At 47.9% G+C, this 17,408-nt stretch carries 12 protein-coding genes and 2 tRNA genes; 1 reads left to right on the forward strand and 13 read right to left on the reverse strand.

Annotated features, from left to right (window positions below):
- From QZN53_RS03940 to QZN53_RS03995, 12 genes are all read right to left on the reverse strand, one after another.
- Nucleotides 1-3,066 (reverse strand): efflux RND transporter permease subunit, encoded by a 3,066-nt coding sequence (locus QZN53_RS03940; RefSeq protein ID WP_163437621.1) that lies wholly within the window; start codon nt 3,064-3,066, stop codon nt 1-3.
- 7 nt (nt 3,067-3,073) lie between these two features.
- Nucleotides 3,074-4,180, reverse strand: a complete 1,107-nt coding sequence (locus QZN53_RS03945) for an efflux RND transporter periplasmic adaptor subunit (protein ID WP_163437622.1) — start codon at nt 4,178-4,180, stop codon at nt 3,074-3,076.
- A gap of 88 nt (nt 4,181-4,268) precedes the next feature.
- Complete coding sequence (locus QZN53_RS03950; protein WP_163437623.1) at nt 4,269-7,832, reverse strand: S8 family serine peptidase; 3,564 nt, start codon at nt 7,830-7,832, stop codon at nt 4,269-4,271.
- An 11-nt stretch (nt 7,833-7,843) separates the two neighbouring features.
- Nucleotides 7,844-8,458, reverse strand: a complete 615-nt coding sequence (locus tag QZN53_RS03955) for an FISUMP domain-containing protein (protein ID WP_294651783.1) — start codon at nt 8,456-8,458, stop codon at nt 7,844-7,846.
- A gap of 368 nt (nt 8,459-8,826) precedes the next feature.
- On the reverse strand, nt 8,827-9,264 hold the full coding sequence (locus QZN53_RS03960) for a hypothetical protein (protein ID WP_163437625.1): 438 nt from the start codon (nt 9,262-9,264) through the stop codon (nt 8,827-8,829).
- A gap of 301 nt (nt 9,265-9,565) precedes the next feature.
- Complete coding sequence (locus QZN53_RS03965) at nt 9,566-10,276, reverse strand: hypothetical protein (protein WP_163437626.1); 711 nt, start codon at nt 10,274-10,276, stop codon at nt 9,566-9,568.
- On the reverse strand, nt 10,276-11,766 hold the full coding sequence (locus tag QZN53_RS03970) for a hypothetical protein (RefSeq protein WP_163437627.1): 1,491 nt from the start codon (nt 11,764-11,766) through the stop codon (nt 10,276-10,278). Before QZN53_RS03970 ends, QZN53_RS03965 begins: the two co-directional genes overlap by 1 nt.
- Before the next feature lie 212 nt (nt 11,767-11,978).
- Nucleotides 11,979-12,200: a 50S ribosomal protein L28 gene (gene rpmB, locus QZN53_RS03975; RefSeq protein WP_014546602.1), complete on the reverse strand. Its 222-nt coding sequence runs from the start codon at nt 12,198-12,200 to the stop codon at nt 11,979-11,981.
- 69 nt (nt 12,201-12,269) lie between these two features.
- Nucleotides 12,270-13,202 carry a 4-hydroxy-3-methylbut-2-enyl diphosphate reductase gene (ispH, locus tag QZN53_RS03980; RefSeq protein WP_163437628.1) on the reverse strand — a complete coding sequence of 311 codons (933 nt, stop codon included), beginning with the start codon at nt 13,200-13,202 and terminating at the stop codon, nt 12,270-12,272.
- Nucleotides 13,199-14,389: a glycosyltransferase N-terminal domain-containing protein gene (locus QZN53_RS03985; RefSeq protein WP_163437629.1), complete on the reverse strand. Its 1,191-nt coding sequence runs from the start codon at nt 14,387-14,389 to the stop codon at nt 13,199-13,201. The genes ispH and QZN53_RS03985 overlap by 4 nt, the downstream gene beginning before the upstream one ends.
- Nucleotides 14,380-15,069, reverse strand: a complete 690-nt coding sequence (locus QZN53_RS03990) for an isoprenylcysteine carboxylmethyltransferase family protein (RefSeq protein WP_294651790.1) — start codon at nt 15,067-15,069, stop codon at nt 14,380-14,382. Before QZN53_RS03990 ends, QZN53_RS03985 begins: the two co-directional genes overlap by 10 nt.
- An 11-nt stretch (nt 15,070-15,080) precedes the next feature.
- Nucleotides 15,081-16,652, reverse strand: a complete 1,572-nt coding sequence (locus QZN53_RS03995; protein ID WP_294651793.1) for an ATP-binding cassette domain-containing protein — start codon at nt 16,650-16,652, stop codon at nt 15,081-15,083.
- Between the two features lie 75 nt (nt 16,653-16,727).
- Between QZN53_RS03995 and QZN53_RS04000 the strand changes: the two genes are divergently transcribed.
- Nucleotides 16,728-16,800: transfer RNA gene (locus QZN53_RS04000), tRNA-Glu, on the forward strand.
- A gap of 391 nt (nt 16,801-17,191) precedes the next feature.
- Here the strand turns inward: QZN53_RS04000 and QZN53_RS04005 are convergent.
- A tRNA-Ser gene (locus QZN53_RS04005) sits at nt 17,192-17,276 on the reverse strand.
- Nucleotides 17,277-17,408 lie beyond the last annotated feature (132 nt).

Consider the following 17,408-nt stretch of genomic DNA (forward strand, 5'->3'; position numbering starts at 1 on the left):
TCACGCCATCTTGGAGGCGTCGGTACTCTTCATGGCATCCATCGAAACCTTGCCCGCAAAGAAGCTGTAAGCTGCCGGCACAATAAAGAGCGTCATAAACGTCGCAAACGTAAGACCGCCTGCGATGGCGACACCCATCGCGATACGGCTCGGGGTGCCCGTGAGAATCAAGGGCACAGCGCCCAATACCGTCGAAAGGCTCGTCATGAGGATTGGGCGGAAGCGGCGTTCCGCCGCTAACCGAGCCGCCTCAAGCTTGTTACAGCCCGTATTCGCCGCAATCTGGTTTGCAAATTCCACAATCAGAATGCCGTTCTTCGTCACAAGCGCAATCAAAAGAATCAGCGCAATCTCGCTAAAAATATTGAGCGTCTGGCCCGTAATGAACAAGCAAGCGAGCGCACCCGCCAAAGCAAGCGGCACCGTAAAGAAGATGACAAACGGAGCGCGGAAACTTTCGAACTGGCCCGCAAGCACCAAGAACACCAGCGCAAGCGCCAAGAGGAACACGATATAGAGGCCGCTGGAACTTTCTTCGAATTCCTTCGACGAACCACTCAAAGCCGTACTCACGTTCGGGTAATCCTTCAGCAAGTGCTTTGCGATACGGCGCATCTCTTCCACGCCGTCGCCAATCGTCTTGCCCGGCACAAGGCCCGCCTGAATAGTCGCTGCGCTAAAGCGATTGAATCTCGGGAGCGACGGCGATGCGGACTGTTCGCTAAAGGTGATAAAGTTTTCAACGCTCACCAGTTCGCCCTTGCCATTCTTCACCGAAAGCATTGCAATGTTTTCGGGCATGCTACGGTACTGATAACCCACCGCACCGATAATGTCATACTGGCGACCATCCTTGTAGAATTCGCCGTAGCTTTGGTCGCTAATGGCAAGTTGCACCGCCTGCGCAATATCGTTCACCGACACGCCTTCTTCGTTGGCCTTGTCGCGCAAAATTTCAATATGAAGTTCCGGCTTGGTAAAGCGCAGGTTCGTATTCACCACGCTGAAGACAGGACTATGGCTCGCTTCTTCTTCGAACTTGGGAACAAGCGTACGCAATATTTCGATATTCGGGGCCTGCAACACGAACTGCACCGGAAGGCCACCGCGTTGCGTACTGATACTCTGCGGTTCAAACACCATCACGCGCAAGTCCGGGTATTCGTTACCGAGCAGCTGGATTTCGCGAGCAATCACGCTCTGCGGGCGACGCGCCTTTTTGTTGTCATTCAAGGTCAAGCGCATTCTTGAATTACCCGCATTCCATGCACCCGCCTGGAATTCAGTGTATTCGTTGCTATCTAGCAGGGCAATCACTTCTTCGGCAAAGGCATCGGCCATGCGCTTGGTTCGCGTCAGCGTCACGCCTTCTGGCATATTCAAGTTCACCATGACGGCATTCGAGTCTTCAGTCGGAGCCATTTCGCTACTCATGTTATTGAAGCAGAAATAGGCCGCCACCAAAAGGCCCGCCACAATCGGGAACAAGAGCAAACGCATTCTGAGGAAGCCCCCGAGAAGCACCGAATAGATTCGGTTCATTCCGTCAAAGAACGGTTCCGTCACACGGAAGAACCATCCCTGCTTCTGCTTTTTCAAGAACTTGGAACAAAGCATCGGCGAAAGCGTCAGAGCGCACAACGTCGAGAGGAATACCGTACCAATCATCACCGCCACGAATTCGCGGAACAAGAGACCCGTCGTACCGCCCAGCGCAAGCACCGGTACAAACACGGCCATCAGCACCACAGAGGTCGCAATCACGGCAAAGAAGATTTCATTCGTACCCGCCACAGCTGCCTGCTTAGGAGTCATTCCCTTTTCAATCTTGTGGTAAATATTTTCCACAATCACAATGGCATCATCCACCACAAGTCCAATGGCGAGCACCATGGCAAGCAAGGTCAGCACGTTGATCGAGAAGCCACACAAGTAAAGCACAAAGAAGCTACCGATTACAGAAACCGGCACCACCACCATCGGGATAAGCGTTGTGCGGCCTTCGCGGAGGAAGGCAAAGATAATCGCAATCACCAACAGGAATGCAATGAAAATCGTCTCCACCACTTCTTTAATAGAAGCACGGATGTTGATAGAAGTATCGCGACCATAAAGAAGATCAACGCCTTCGGGAATTTCGCGGCGAATGTCTTCGACTCGCTTGTAAAATTCATCGGCAATTTCCACGTGATTCGACCCGGGCTGCGCCATCAACGCAAGCGTAATGGAATTCTTGCCGTTGCGCCTAAAGCCAGTACGAGTATCCTTCGGTTCGTAGTGAATGTCAGCCACATCGGAAATGCGAATCACGGTGCCGTCAGCAGCCGTCTTGATAGCGATGTTTTCAAAAGCCTTCGGATCAAGGATACGACCGAGCGTGCGGATCGAAAGCGTGGTTTCGCTACCTTCGATAGAGCCCGAAGGCAGTTCCAAGTTCCCCTTCTTGAGAGCCGCCGACATCTCGGCGCCAGAAACGCCCAAAGCCTGCAAGCGCACCGGATCAATCCACAAACGAACCGTCGGACGTTTCTCGCCCCAGATTGCAATTTCGGAGACGCCATTGATGGTCTGCAAGCGTTCCTTCACAAAGTTGTTCGCCAGTTCCGAAACTTCCATCGGATCGAGCTTGTCACTCACAAGGCTCACCATCAAAATCGGGTCGTTATCGCTGTCAGACTTGTAGACGGTCGGTTCATCGACATCATCCGGCAACCGACGGCGCACGCGGCTCACGCGGTCGCGGATTTCGTTGGCGGCCGCTTCCAGGTCCATCCCGGTTTCAAATTCAATATTGATGAAGGAGAATCCATCGCGACTGGTAGAGGTCAGAGCCTTAATGCCAGAAGCACTGTTGATGGATGCTTCCAATATTTCGGTGACTTCGGCTTCGACCACGGCAGCGTTTGCGCCCGGGTAAGAAGTACGCACCTGAATGAGCGGGTAGTCTACGTTCGGGTATTCACGCACGCCCAAGTTAGAAGCACCGAAGGCGCCAAGCAAAATAATCACGAGCGCCATCACGGTCATAAGGACCGGGCGACGTACGGAAAGGTTCGCGACACTCATCGTTCACCTACTCCACTTCGTAATCGGTGTTATGACGGATTTCGCGGATACGGACGGAAGCCCCTTCGCGAAGGCTAATCAAGCCAGAGGTGATTACCGTATCGCCTTCATCGAGACCACCGGTGACATCGACTGCAATCGGAGTGCGGAGGCCAGTTTCGACATGCTTGATTTTGGCCTTACCGCCAGTCGCTACAAATACGTAGGCGCCATCTTTATCGAGAGTAAATGCTTCTGCCGGAATCGGGATGCTTTTGGCCATGCCCGCCTGCATCGTAACATTCACCTTGGCGTAAGAGCCTGCCAAAAGTTCATTGCCGGCATTTTCGACTTCGACAAGCACCTGACGCGTGCGGCTGCTTTCAGAGAGCGCAGCTTCCAACGCCTTCACCTTGCCGGACTTTGCCACATTGCGTTCTTCGTCCTTCACATCTACGGCATCGCCCACTTTAAGCGTCGAGGCGTAGCGCTGCGGGAGAGCAAATTTTGCCTTGAGTTTTTTCACTTCGCTAAGAGAAGCAATCGACGTACCCGTCGTAAGCCAAGCGCCCACGGACACATTCACAAAGCCGAGCTTGCCTGCAAACGGGGCACGCACTTCGGTCTTTGCAATTTGGGCCTTGATGAGTTCTACAGAAGCCTCGGCAGACTTGAGCGAAGCTTCGGCAGATTCCATGTCAGCCTTGGTGGCTCCGTCTTTTTCGAAAAGCGTCTTGACGCGATCAAACTTTTGCTGAGCAAGCTGTTGATTCGATTCCGCCTGCTTGAGTTGCGCACGGAGTTCGGAATCGTCAATTTTAGCGAGGAGCGCACCCTTTTGAACTTGGGCGCCATCTTTTGCATAAAGGTTCGTGAGTCTGCCCGACGCGGCCGCCGTCAGCTGCACATTGTTCAGCGGTTCAAGCGTCGCCATTGCGGAAAAAACTTTGCCCGCTTCATGGGCTTCGGCAATATAGCCTTCTACTGCGATTTCGCGAGCAGGCCTGCCACCCGGACCACCGGGACCGCCCTTGCCTGCAGCACCCTTACCAGGGGCCCCTGCACCGGGAGCGGAATCATTACCGCCACAGGCAATCAAGTACAAGGAAATAAACAACAAAACAAAAAACTTCATATAATTTAGATGCTTTTCAAAACCTTTTGGTTGCCAAATATACCTATTTTACTTTATATATTCACATTTACCACTTTCATGTACAAGCTCAATTTACAAATTCAAACGGCATTTTCAATATAGAATATGGAATAGACTGGATTTGAGTTACACCAAAGCCCCAGCCCTGAACACCATCATTGTCACTATCAAGCACAACCTTCAGTTTCGTAGACTTTACCTTTAATTTCTTTCCTGCAAGCGAATCAGCTACATATTTCCCAAGCAAAGATTCATTCGCATCATAAAGAGATATCGTATCCCCTGTCCCAACAAAGGTACTTTCGGCAAAAGTAACATAGTTGGCAGAATTCCCATCAAATAGATATTCACACACATAACGACTTTGGGGCAAATAGTTATGCTCCGTTTGACATTGAGATTTTTTGAGTTCAAAATCAGACACTAAAGAAGCGATTTGAGCAGTCCCCGTTTCATTATTTTCATAGCTAATTCGTGTTCCACGAATTACAACCTGCCAAACACCATTCTCTGGATTTTCCACATCGACAACTTCGACATTGTTCAAATGGTCAAAACATAATGAATCTAACAAATTCGAGGAACTGCAATTGTTGTAGGCATCACGAACATCCTGCATCCTTATTTTCTCAAGACCAGATGAAAAATCATCAATAAAATTTCCATTTATATCAATGAAATCCGTCGGCAGCGGGTCCAGTCTCCACGGATAATAATATCTTCCAGATGGACTGATAAGATACATATCCAAATCGTTCATTAATTTTGAATCTAAAAAATTATGTTCATTGGTAACAACTTTATAAATTCCAGGCGCATCATCCCAAACAAGGGTAGCCCTCATTTTTTCAGGACTTCCATTCACATAAACATTCCATCTTTTTTCCATTCCATTGGCAATTTCAAATTCCTTAAATCGGGGAAACTCCTTTGTCTTTGCTTTATAATTTTCAATGGTATTCAAAGTTGCTGCGGCATCAATCTTTCCCCAACCAGTTGCAAAGTCGGGGCCTTTACCATAGGGCGTAAAATAACCACTATTATTATGATGCGCAAACGTAATATCAGGATTCCATTCGAAATGGGCGTTCTCGGAATCCTCCATATCAATTGCAGAATGAATGATGAGTGACTTGACCGTAGAATTTCGCATAGACATTTTATCCAAGGGTTCGCCCGTGCACTTTTTGAATTTTTGATACATCAAGGCCGCCAAACCCGACACCTGGGGTGCCGACTCAGAAGTGCCACCATCACTTAAATACGCATACCCACAACTATCCCCCTGACATGAATATGGAGTAACAATTCCTTTTACAAGACCAAAATCAAGGCGTATAAAGTACGCCGCAAGGGTATCTGGCAACTGATTCAAACTCACACGAGTTGTTGCAAAATTCGTATCCACATTCCAAATCGTATTAATAAATTCAAACCAAGAATTTCCTCCTTGAGGATTATAAAACGAGGATTCATGGGTTCCAAAGAAGACACTTCCATACATTATATTATCTAATACGGATCCTTTCGCAAGTTTCATCCGAATTTCCAATTCATCCGTTGACAAAATATTTATCCGATTATCAAATTTCCACCCATTATATAGAGCTACAAAATTAGGTTCATTAACGCCTAACTGAAATAAGCTGTCATTATTCACATTTGGATTGACAATTGAACCACGATACGAAGAATAAAGATTTGCAGAATCAAGGCTTAATCGATTACTGCTAAAATCTAGCACCATATACGGCAAAGTCTCTCCTGCACGGAATAATTTTACATAATCAATTAGAATTTCAAACGGATTCTCTTGATTAACGAGTATTTCACTTGTCGCTCCAGGAGCCATCACATCCGGTTTTATTCGACCATCCCAAGTGGGTCCCATACTTGATGAATAAAACCGAACACCCTCTTTACTGGTAATATTTCCAACAGTAATCGCATTCTTTGAATTTGCCAACACAGAGTGGAACCCTTTTTGCACATCTTGAAAAGGTTTCCCTTCAAGTCCACCACTATTTGCAGCGGCATATATAACCGTTTTCGTAAGCGAATCCCCTTCAACACAACTAGAAGATTGATGATTTACATTACACCCTTTTTTCCAATTATCAAAAATAGCCTTATCAATTGTGTAAGCATCATTTCTATAAACACCGTTTATTTTTGTAGCATCCATATGCGAATGATTTACAACATGCCCTATTTGCCAATAAGGATTCGTTTTCCCTGAAAAAAAATGGACTTTCGGGGCAATTCCCCGATAAACACGATTCCTAGAATTCGTCCCATTACCACCAATAATCCCTGCCACACCCGTTCCATGCCACTCAACATCTTCTTTTATTTCATTTATTACAGAGTCAAAAGCCATATATCCAAAGTATTCATCTTCTCTAATAAATCTTTTTTTCATAATTCCGCTAGAATCCATTTCCTGAAAGTCTGGATGACTAAAATCAATACCTGTATCATAAACCCCTACAACAATCCCCTCGCCCGTATAATCTACGCCATTAAGCCATTTTGTGGAATCATTCATCGCAGATAAAAATGCTGCAGTGTTTTGAATGTCTGATAAATTTATCGCAAACTTTGAGTTATCATTCAAAGGAACGCCCTCGTACTGTTGCAAAACAAAATAAACATCACTATTTTTTTCGATACACTGAATTGAATCTATTAGCATTTTAACAAGTACATCATTTCTTGCATACTCAACATTCTCGCCCCCGCAAGTTTGCACAAATCCAATACAATTTGCAAAATCTACATCAGGCCAACACCCTACAATCAAAGGCAAGGTATCACTCATAGAATGTTCTGACACATTCAAAGACAAACGTGTCGTATCATTTACAGGTATCGCATTATAAAATCCATACAAAACACTATCCAAATACGCCTTGCGAACATCTGAATCCGATTTAAAAAGAATCAAGTCCTTGCCAAGATGTCGCCCCACTTCATATCTTACTATTCCGCTCTGGTCCAAAATTTCACGTTCCTTCAAAGAAAGCGGAACATCCTTGAATAACCAAAACCGCCCTGCAGGTACAATTTCCGAAGCATCTCCAGAATACCGTTCAACAACCATATTGACGCCTCTTTCGCTCCACAAAACGACATCCGCATTGACCTTCCCATTCAGCGGGTCATAGCCCCACATTAAATTATGGTAATCATCGTAAACCGGCATAAAGTAATTACGTTCAACCACATTCTCGTTATGCTGATAAGACCAATCCTGACTAGAATTCAATTCAACCAAATATTCATCTCTATATATTCGGAAATGAATCTCTACAGAATCCCCCGAATATAGCATTGCGTTCACTTTTAGTTTTACAATGGAAGTTTCGTCTAACGAAGTAACACTTGCAACAACAGGATAAAGCCATGTTGAGTAATCAACAGTTGCAGAAAGCAATTCTCCCTTTGCATAATAACGAATTTCGGGATTAAATATGATATCAGACGACGTATTTTTTAAGGTTAATCGATATTCTATCCAATTCCACTCTGTACGATAACGTTCACTCATCAGTTGAACTGATGGAATAGTGGCAAAAGCAATTTTTGTACAAAACAAAAAGAAGAATACAATATATTTACGTTTTTTCAAAACATACCTTTTTATTCAACGTTTTTTTCATCTTTTACACAACGAACTGCGTAATACTCTTTCTTAGATGCATTAATCAAATCTCTCACTTCAGATTCTAATACCACGCGATATCCATAATTATCAACAATTCCATATGCAAAATTTTCTTCCTCAGCAAGCCAAAAAACAGTTTCCTTTATTCGCAATTGTTCTTCACAAAACACATCATCACAAATCTCATTTTCTTCAAAAAAAACATCATCACAAGCCCAAAACATGTCTATAGAAGTTCGCGCAGGAATCAACTTACGATAATCACTGTATGTAGGAAGACGCCATCCTTCTGGACAAACTCCCCGAATATTTCCCTTACTATCGCATTTTACCCATTCATCTGCTGTTTCATAATAACCGCATCCCCTCGTTTTATCCGAAAAAATGGCTGCACTATCCATCATCGCGGACCATAGATAAAGTCGTCCATACTCGTCACATCCTGTTGACCAATTACCAAGGCACCGACTCGAAGAATCCAAGTCTGCGGTCGGTTGCAGATAAGCATAGTTCAAATTTTTTGCCATCCAAGTAACTTCACCACCTATAGTCACAGTTCTATATGTTTGCCCATCCCGTTCGTCAACCATTTCATCACAAACGATTGTAATTCTAGACGAGGAAGACGAGCTATATAAATAGCAGGCAGGTCCGGTACAACTTTGCGGCATCGAAGAAGAGCTCCATTCCATATCCTCACTGGACGAAGTAATCAAGGAAAATGATGAAGATTCCACTGCCAACGAAGATAGTTGCAAACCTGAGGACGATTCCTCTATAACAACCTCGGAACTCGAAGAAGCAACAGGTTCGGCAGAATCCGAAGACTCCACGAACGGATTAATTTCTGGACTGCTGGAATACGAAACATCGCCGGGGCTTGGTTTAGCCTCGTTCACGGACTCGTTGCCGCATCCGGCAAGAAGAAGCAATATTGCAAAGAGCAACCGTATCATTTCTACTTCACCTTGTTTATGCTCAGCAACTTTATTCCACCATATTCAACGTTATGATCCTGCTTGTAAATAACATATACAGGCTCCTTACTATTGGAAGCAGACAAAGCAAGGGATCCTGCAAGAGTCAAAGACAACGGACTTGCATTAAATTCATCCTCTATCAAGAATAATTTCAAATAGGGGCTGTATGTTGCACTACCTGGATAAGTATAAGTTCTCAACGCACTCGATAACAAATCATTACAAGTTGTATCCGTCCCTAGATTAAAGAACATTACGTTTTTTCCATTACTCACATCAAAGCCCAAACCGCAAACATAACCTATTTGCGCACACGAGCCCGCAGGCATACCTAGATCGTTTTGCGTATAACAAGTCTCCGTCGAAAAAACAGACGAGACGCAAATTGCGGCAATAAAGAGTATAATCTTTTTCATTTTAAACTTTTCCCTTCTTTTGAACAAATATAAATGTATATCCTAATATAATTTTTTTCAATCATTCATTTATTTTTCTTTTCCCCAAACGAAGAAAACAGCAAACTTAAATATGTAACAAACTCGTTCAAAGCCAATAGGCCTTTGGACAAGTCAATTTCTGGACTGCTGGAATACGAAACATCGCCGGGGCTTGGTTTAGTCTCGTTCACAGACTCATTGCCGCTCACTGCAATTTATCCCACCGGATTCAACCGAGGCGCAAGACCACCACTCCCTGAATTCCGAAATCTGATTTTCCTTAGAATTTCACGTTCATCAAGATGCCGCTGCCGTCCTCGTAGAATTCAGGCACAAATTCCATGCGCTCGGTAAAGCTCTTGGACGATGTCGCTCGATAAACTCTGATGGTATTAAGCACTGAAACTACACGGTTCAAAAGAAGGGCACCGACCGATACCTGGAACACGATTCGGCTCACGCGGTAATGACGCATGCGGCTCTTGAATTCATCAATATGTTCTGTCGTTTCAGGATTGTCGCTAGAGCCCCAGTCCCACTGGATGTCCGCAGACAAATCCTCGTCAATTTTTTTGCCAGCGCGGATCATTGCCTGGTTGTAGTCTTCGTCCATGTCGGGCGAAGAATTCTGGCCTTCGACGCCGCTGCGGCTACGGTAGTCACCCACCGTATTGAGCATAGAAACATCCTTGCTGCTGGAATTGAGTCCCGCATGACGCACGGCATAGTTATGGGCAGACGAAATATAACGTTCGCCAATAACGTAAGAACTGATTGCCGTAAACCAGAGGGCGATATCGGTCCACACGAACGGTCGCACGAACTGCTGTTCGCCGAGATAGCGTTCGCCCATACCAGGCAACACGGCCGAGGCACCCATTGCCAAGAGCCAACTCTTGTCGGAGTTCTTGCTCACATTCTCGTCAACGGAAATCACCGTCTGCGAAAACGCAGACACCGTCGCAAGCAACAGGACCAGGAACAGTTTCATTAAAAGCCCCAGCTTGCCTGCACGTTAAAACCAAAGCCGTCTACAAAAGACAATCCGCTATCGAAATGCAAGTGGTCATACCAAGAAAGTTCTTCTTCGTACAGAGCCTTGTTGTGCGAATTAGCCGTAATTGCAGCATCGACTGCAGAAATGATATGGTTCAGAATGAGACCGCCAAAGAACCAAGCCTGCATGTCGGCGTAGTCGTTGGCCTTGCCACGCATGCTGCGGTATTGCTTTTGGTGGTCCGATTCAGTCTTTGCCAACGGTTCGGTGGCGCTGTTCGGATCATCAAGAGCAAGCGACGTTGCCACGGAGACATCTTCGTCGCCAATGTCGTCCCAACCGAGAATATAGGCATCGTCTGCAATCAGCTGATAAACTTCGGACGGAGAATCGAACTTGACCTTTTTCATTTCTTCCTTCAAGCTCTTCGGATTCTTCACGAAATCGTTCACGTATTCCGCATCGCCCGAATAAAGCTTGTCGCGGTCATAGCAACGGTGCGTTGTAGCCGTTCCGAAAATGCCTTCGCAGAACGTTTCACGCGAACCCAAGTAGCGACGGCGGAATTCAGATTCGTAGTTCACGGCATCGGCATTATACAGACCGCGCATGCGCTTTTCGTACTGGCCAATGGAATAATGCGTCTGAGCGTACTTCTTGTACCTGTCGACCTGTTTGTCGTACTTATTCACGGAGTAATAATACCAGCCGCCCCAAAGGCCTGCTTCCAATGCGAGATAAATACCACCGCGGACGTAAGTGAAATTGGAACCACCCACATACATCTGACCGGAACCCGGCACAACCAAGGACATGAACAAAGCCTTGCGCGGGCTCTTGTAGCGGCCCTTCATTTCGTCGATACCGTTCACCTTGGACACCTTGACAGGGCCCAGCAGTTCGCGACGGTTCACGCTGCTAGAGGACGGAACATCGGCGGCAGAAGAAGAGGAACCTGCCATCGCAAGAGAATCGCGGATGCGGTTTTCTTCGTTATGCCTTCTCATTTCGGCAGCGTAAGCTTCTTCAGGAGTCATTTCCCTGACGGAATCGCCAGCGAGAGTATCTGCAAGGGCGGAATCTGCTTCAGCCGGCGCCTCGGCAACTGCCGCGGCAGAATCAACCGGAGCGGGAACTTCGCTACTGGAAGAAACAACGACTGAGCTAGAAGATGGTGCGACGCTAGAACTAGAAGCAACAACGCTACTAGAAGACTGCTTGACACTGCTGGAAGAAGCTACCGAGCTAGACGAAACTTTTACACTGCTGCTAGATGCAGGAGTTTTTACGGCAGGAGCTTTTTCTGCAGGAGCAGGCTTTGCTGCAACGCTACTGGAACTCGGAGCGGCTTGGACAGCCGCACTGGACTGAGCCGCTTCGGCTTCGGCCTCGAACTCCGCAAAAAGGTCACGGGGCTGGGCAAAAGACTGGGCAACAAAAACACTAGCCACACAGGCGATCAATGAATAGGCAAACTTGCGCATATAACGCTAAAATAGCAAAATAAGGGCATTTAGACGCATAAAAAGCCACTAGTTATTGGCTATTCGTAACTGTTTTTCAACAAAAAAGAAAAATTCCCCGATAAAGGCGGAGAACAGGCACAAACCAACACTTTTATACAAATACGAAGAACCACCTAGCGAGGGATTACCCCGTTAGGCGGCGAATCTTGGCAAACCTTAGAAAATCTAGATTAGATGCCGAGTTCCTGAGCAACAGCCTGGATACCAAGCTTGTTGATCGTGCGGAGACCAGCAGCGCTAACGCGGAGGGTCACCCAGCGGTCTTCTTCAGGAATGTAGAAACGCTTCTTCTGAAGGTTCGGCAGCTGCTTCATCAACTTCTTGCGGTTAGAGTGGGAAACCATGTTGCCCACGAGGCCGGCCTTGCCGGTAACTTCACAAATGCGGCTCATAATAAACTCCGTTGTTTTATAACGGACGCAATTTTAGAAAAAAATCGCTATTCCGTCAAGGTTAAATTATCAATCTTGCAATGCCTTTGGCAGGTTAAATTTGGTAGATTCGACCAATTTTACGAAATTTTCGATTTCTACGGGTGCAAATTTCTCTTTTATCCAGTCTACCACCCCCTGAACGAGCACTTCGGGAGCACTTGCGCCACTCGAAATACCCACCGAATCGATATTATCGAACCAACTCATTTCCAAATCCTCGACCGAGGCAATCAAATGGCTCGGAATCCCCTGTTCAAGACCAAGCTCCATGAGACGGCTGGAATTGGAAGAATTCTTGGCGCCCACCACCAAAAGCATGTCTACCTTGGAGCAAAGATCGAGGACTGCCGCCTGACGATTGCCCGTCGCATAGCAGAGGTCACCCGCATCAGGACCTATAATATTGGGGAAACGTTCCTTGAGCGCTTCAATAATTTTGCGGGTTTCGGCCACCGAAAGAGTGGTCTGCGTAATGTAGGCGAGTTCCTTGTCAGCGGGGACTTCCACCGTCCGTGCGTCGGATTCGTTCTTGATAAGTGTAATGGCGCCCGGCGGGAGCTGGCCCAGAGTGCCTTCCACTTCGGCATGGCCCGCATGCCCAATCAGAATGATATGGCGGCCGGCGGCATAATGGCGCTTGGCGCTGTAATGCACCTTGAGCACCAGCGGGCAACTGGCATCCAGCACCTGCAGTCCGCGTTTTTCGGCATCGGCATAAATTTCTTCGGCGACCCCATGGGCAGAGAAAATAACCACCGAGCCCGACGGGACTTCGTCCAGTTCATCAACAAAGACAACTCCCTCGGACTTAAGCGTATCGACCACAAACTTGTTGTGCACGATTTCATGGCGCACATAAATAGGGGTTCCAAATTTTTCAATAGCGCGTTCCACCACATGAATGGCGCGGTCTACACCGGCACAGAATCCACGGGGTGTCGCAAGAATCACCTTTTTCATAATATCCCTTTTATAAAATTCAACAACAGCTTATAAGAATTCAAGACCTTCATTCTTTCGGCCATCAGGAACGTCCGCACCGCATCGGGCGAAGGATGACGGCGACGCAAGAAATCCGCCGGAGTAAGAATCTGGGCAACCACGTGAGCATCGACCAGTTTCGCCACAACATCGTCATGGCCCTTAGCGTAAGGACCCACGCAAGTGGAAACACCCATCTGCAGCGGTTCCCAAAAATCATGGATGCCGAGTCTACGGTCAAACGAACCGCCCACGACAGCGCTTCTGGTTTTCAAAAGAATTTCACGAGAAAGTCCAAAGCGAGTCACCAAAGAAATGACACCGTTTTGAATGTTCGGATAATCTACCACAGGCAGTCCAGCCTCTTTCAACATTTTACGGAACAAATTCAGTTCCGAAAGTTTGCGTGGCATGAGCACCACCGCGTCGTGCTTGTCCACAGAATCTTTCGCCATGGCCACAAACGCCTCGGCTTCTTCTTGGTGGAACGACAAGAACGCGACATCGATTTCAGGCTTTTCGGGAACGCAGACCAAGCCTCCATCACGGGCCCAGTTTAAAAGTTTCCAGTCACCGCCCACGGTGCACGGGACAAAGCCCTTGCTTGCATACGTGAAGCGGCCAAGGTCAGCAGCCGTCTGCATGCAGGCATACCCCATTCCCGAAAAATTGATGAACGGGAACGACTTGCGATAACGCCCCGAAACAAGAGCAATGTTTCTGCGGGTCGAAAGTTTGGACATGGTCGAAAGGTAGCCCGGCCAAAGTTCGTTTTCGGCGAGAATCAAGCCGAGCGGCTGTACCGAACTCGCAAACAAATGCAATGCCGACGGAACATCGGCCGGAGCCATCGCCACTTCGACTGCGCCGGCACAGGAATCCTTTAAGAAAGCTACCACCTCGACCTTTTGCGAGGTAATCAAGATTTTTGGGCAATTCGGCAAGTCCTCTTGGAGTGCATACGCAAGTCCAAGAAGCATACGGCATTCGCCAAGGCTTGCCCCATGAAGCCAAAGGTACGGGCCATCACTCGGCCATGGGCCCAATAGGCGTTCTTCGATATGATATTCGCGATCAAGACGAGGTAACTTGCTTGCAGCCTTCGCCACCGTCTTAATGGCAGTTCCTACAGCAAGACGTCCTAAGTTCTTTACGTTTAAGTCCATAGCATGAACGCAATCTTACGGACAACAATCAGCAAAAGGATCATGATCATCCAGAGCCATGTAAAATGGTCTGCAAGGAACGCCTCTTTTGCAGAACGCATCGGTCCAGAGCGGTGGAATTCGCGCGGGAAAAAGGCAGGGGTCTGCTGCGCCCAGATTTTCCACTCGTCACCGAACTTTTTCTCCAAGAAGCGGTCGTCGAGTTTGCCCAGATAGACTTCAAACGCGACAAGAACCACAATGAACGGAATGACGCGCAGACTTAAACCCAGGTGCAAGAAGATCAGCGAAATTCCAAACGCCGCGTTGGCGACGTACAGCGGATGGCGCAACCTGGCGTAGGCACCCCAGGTCACCAACTCATCGGCTTCCTGGATGTCACCACGAGTATGTTCGCCAATGACGCGGCGCGCCTTGACACGCAGGTAAAATGCCAAGATGAAGATATTGATAAAAATAAGGAACATGATGAGTTCAAGGTCCGCCGGTTCGAATACCAGCATGATCAACGAAAGGATACCCAGGACCCACCCGCGATAGCGGAACAGGAACTCGCGTTTCGGTTCTTCTTCAGCAAGCGGCGCCGCCCCCGATTCCTTTGATTCAGCAGGCACATTCTGTTCGGCAGGATTTTCAATCGTATTCACCTGTTCTTGCTCTTTTTCCATTTGTCCATCCATAATTGCCTCCGCTAAAGCTTTGCAACATTAAATATACATTCAACTTCGGGAGATAGCACATCGTGACTTACAATAATTGTCCATTTGCCAAGCGATTCAGCCGTTTTTAGGTACGCTTTAAGTAGGGGTTCGCGGTCAACAAGAGCGACCGAAGCGAAAGGCTCGTCCAACAGTACCGTCCGACAGTCCGAAGCAAGCGCCCAAAGGAGCGCCACACGGGCACGTTCACCGCCCGAAAGGCCCGATTTCTGGAGGAGAGATGCCGCCCCGGAAGCCTGCATAAAGGACTCGATTGCCTGCGCAGCCTCGGCACCGCGCCCTTTTTCCAAAAGTCGCGAGAGCATCCATTTGGGCGGAAGTTCCAGGTCTTGGGCGACAAAGAACACATCGCTCGGGGTAAAAGCGTCGGCAAAATTCCAGCGTTCAAGTCTCGAAAGCAGACGCAAAAGAGTGGATTTGCCCACCCCGTTTTTACCACGGACAAGAACCGGCTTTTCGCGGGACCAATTGAGCGCAAGATCCGTAAATACAGGAGTCTCGGAGCCTTCGTAAGCGAATTTACCGCTGCGAATCGAGACTGCGCCGGAGGTTGCATCGGGCGTCGCATTAGGGGCCGCGGCAAAATCCTTGCCAGCGGATTTTCCGGACAATTCAAGCCGTTCAAATTCTTCGAGGACATTGATCGCCGAGACCGCCGAGCGGAACTGCGGCATGACGCGGGCGCATTCCTTGACCGGCTTGTAGCATAGGAGCACCGCCGAGGTAAACAGTACAAGGCCAGAGGCATCCATGTAGCCTCGGTTCATGAGGAGTGCGCAGAACGCCAGCACCAAGACCATCGCAAGTACCGAAACCGTTTCGGTCAAAAGCGAAAGGCCCGATTTTTTGATGGCAGCAGAGAGACCCGCATCACGGAGGCCGCGAACTTCTTTCAAGAGGCCGTCCGAGATTTCTTTGCGTTCATCGCGGCCGCTCCACTGCCTAAAAAGCCTACGGGCCAGCGACAGATTTCCGCGAAAGTCGGAACGGGACCGCAACAGGGATTCTTCGGCAGGGCCAAGCTTATGCAGTTTACGTTGAAGGACCGCCACTAGCGGCACAATCACCACGAAAAGGAATGTGGCGAGCGGCCAAGAGATGTAGAAAAGCACCGGCAAGAAAACCAGCAGTTGAAGCACCGCCTGCACGGCCTGAAAAAAGACTCCTCCATTATTCTGCAGCACGACCGTCGCCTCATAAGCGGATTCGACCATGCGTTCGCCCTCGGGCGTGTGGAAGTTCTTAGGAGCCAAATCGCGGAGCCTGTGCAGGAACCATGCCTGCACCCGGGCAGACACCTTATAAAGCCAACCCTCGGAAACTTTGGACTTGCCGTACAGGAATAATAGACGAAACATGGCGAGCACCACCATTCCCCCGACCCAAGCCGCCAGCGGAATATCTGCCTTGCCCCCGACAATATCAATAAAGGAGCGTATCCCCCAAAGCACCGCCGCATCGGCAGCACTTGCCAAAAGCGCCATCGGCAAAAAGCGGATTACACCGCCTTTCAGGGATTTTTTTAGCCATTTTCGCAAATTCACGCAGAAAAATTAACTTTTTTCGAGTAGCACCCTTGACTAAAATTAAATAGTTACCTATATTTGGCCCTACTAAACGCCCCTATCGTCTAGTGGCCCAGGACTCGGGATTTTCATTCCCGCAACAGCGGTTCGAAACCGCTTGGGGGTATAAAAGGAACCTTTCGAAAGAAAGGTTCCTTTTTTCAACCGCGACAAAGGGTATAAAAAGAGCTGATCAAAAGATTAGCTCTTTTTTTATACGCCCAAGCCAACCGCCTCACAGGGTAAAAAAGGATTTCTTTACTAGAGAGGGATTGGACAAAGCTTTCACTTCGTTTCAAGCTTTGCCCGCCTTACACTTTTTTCAAGGAGAGAGAGGGATGGGACTACAAGCTCATTTCATTTCGCTTGTAGCCCTTCGGGTTACGGCCGTTGGCCGTAATCCTTAACTGCACTTTGTTCGCTTCGCTCTCGCGCAGTTAATCGAACCCTCTCAAGGGTTCTCATCCTATTTTCAGTGAAACAAAAAGCGGGGCCTTACGGCTCCGCTTTTTGTTTCAAGGAGAGAGAGGGATTCGAACCCTCGGTCCTGTGACAGACTCCGGATTTCGAGACCGGCCCAATCGACCACTCTGGCATCTCTCCGAGGTTCGCACAATGTAGTAAAATATTTTTCGGTTGTCTACACCCATTTCTAAAGAAAAGCTTGCAACCCTTTGAAATCAGCCCCCATATTTCTACATTTGGCCGCAAATCCAACAACACGGATCCAAAAAA

This window comes from uncultured Fibrobacter sp. (assembly GCF_900316465.1).
Classification (GTDB): Bacteria; Fibrobacterota; Fibrobacteria; order Fibrobacterales; family Fibrobacteraceae; genus Fibrobacter.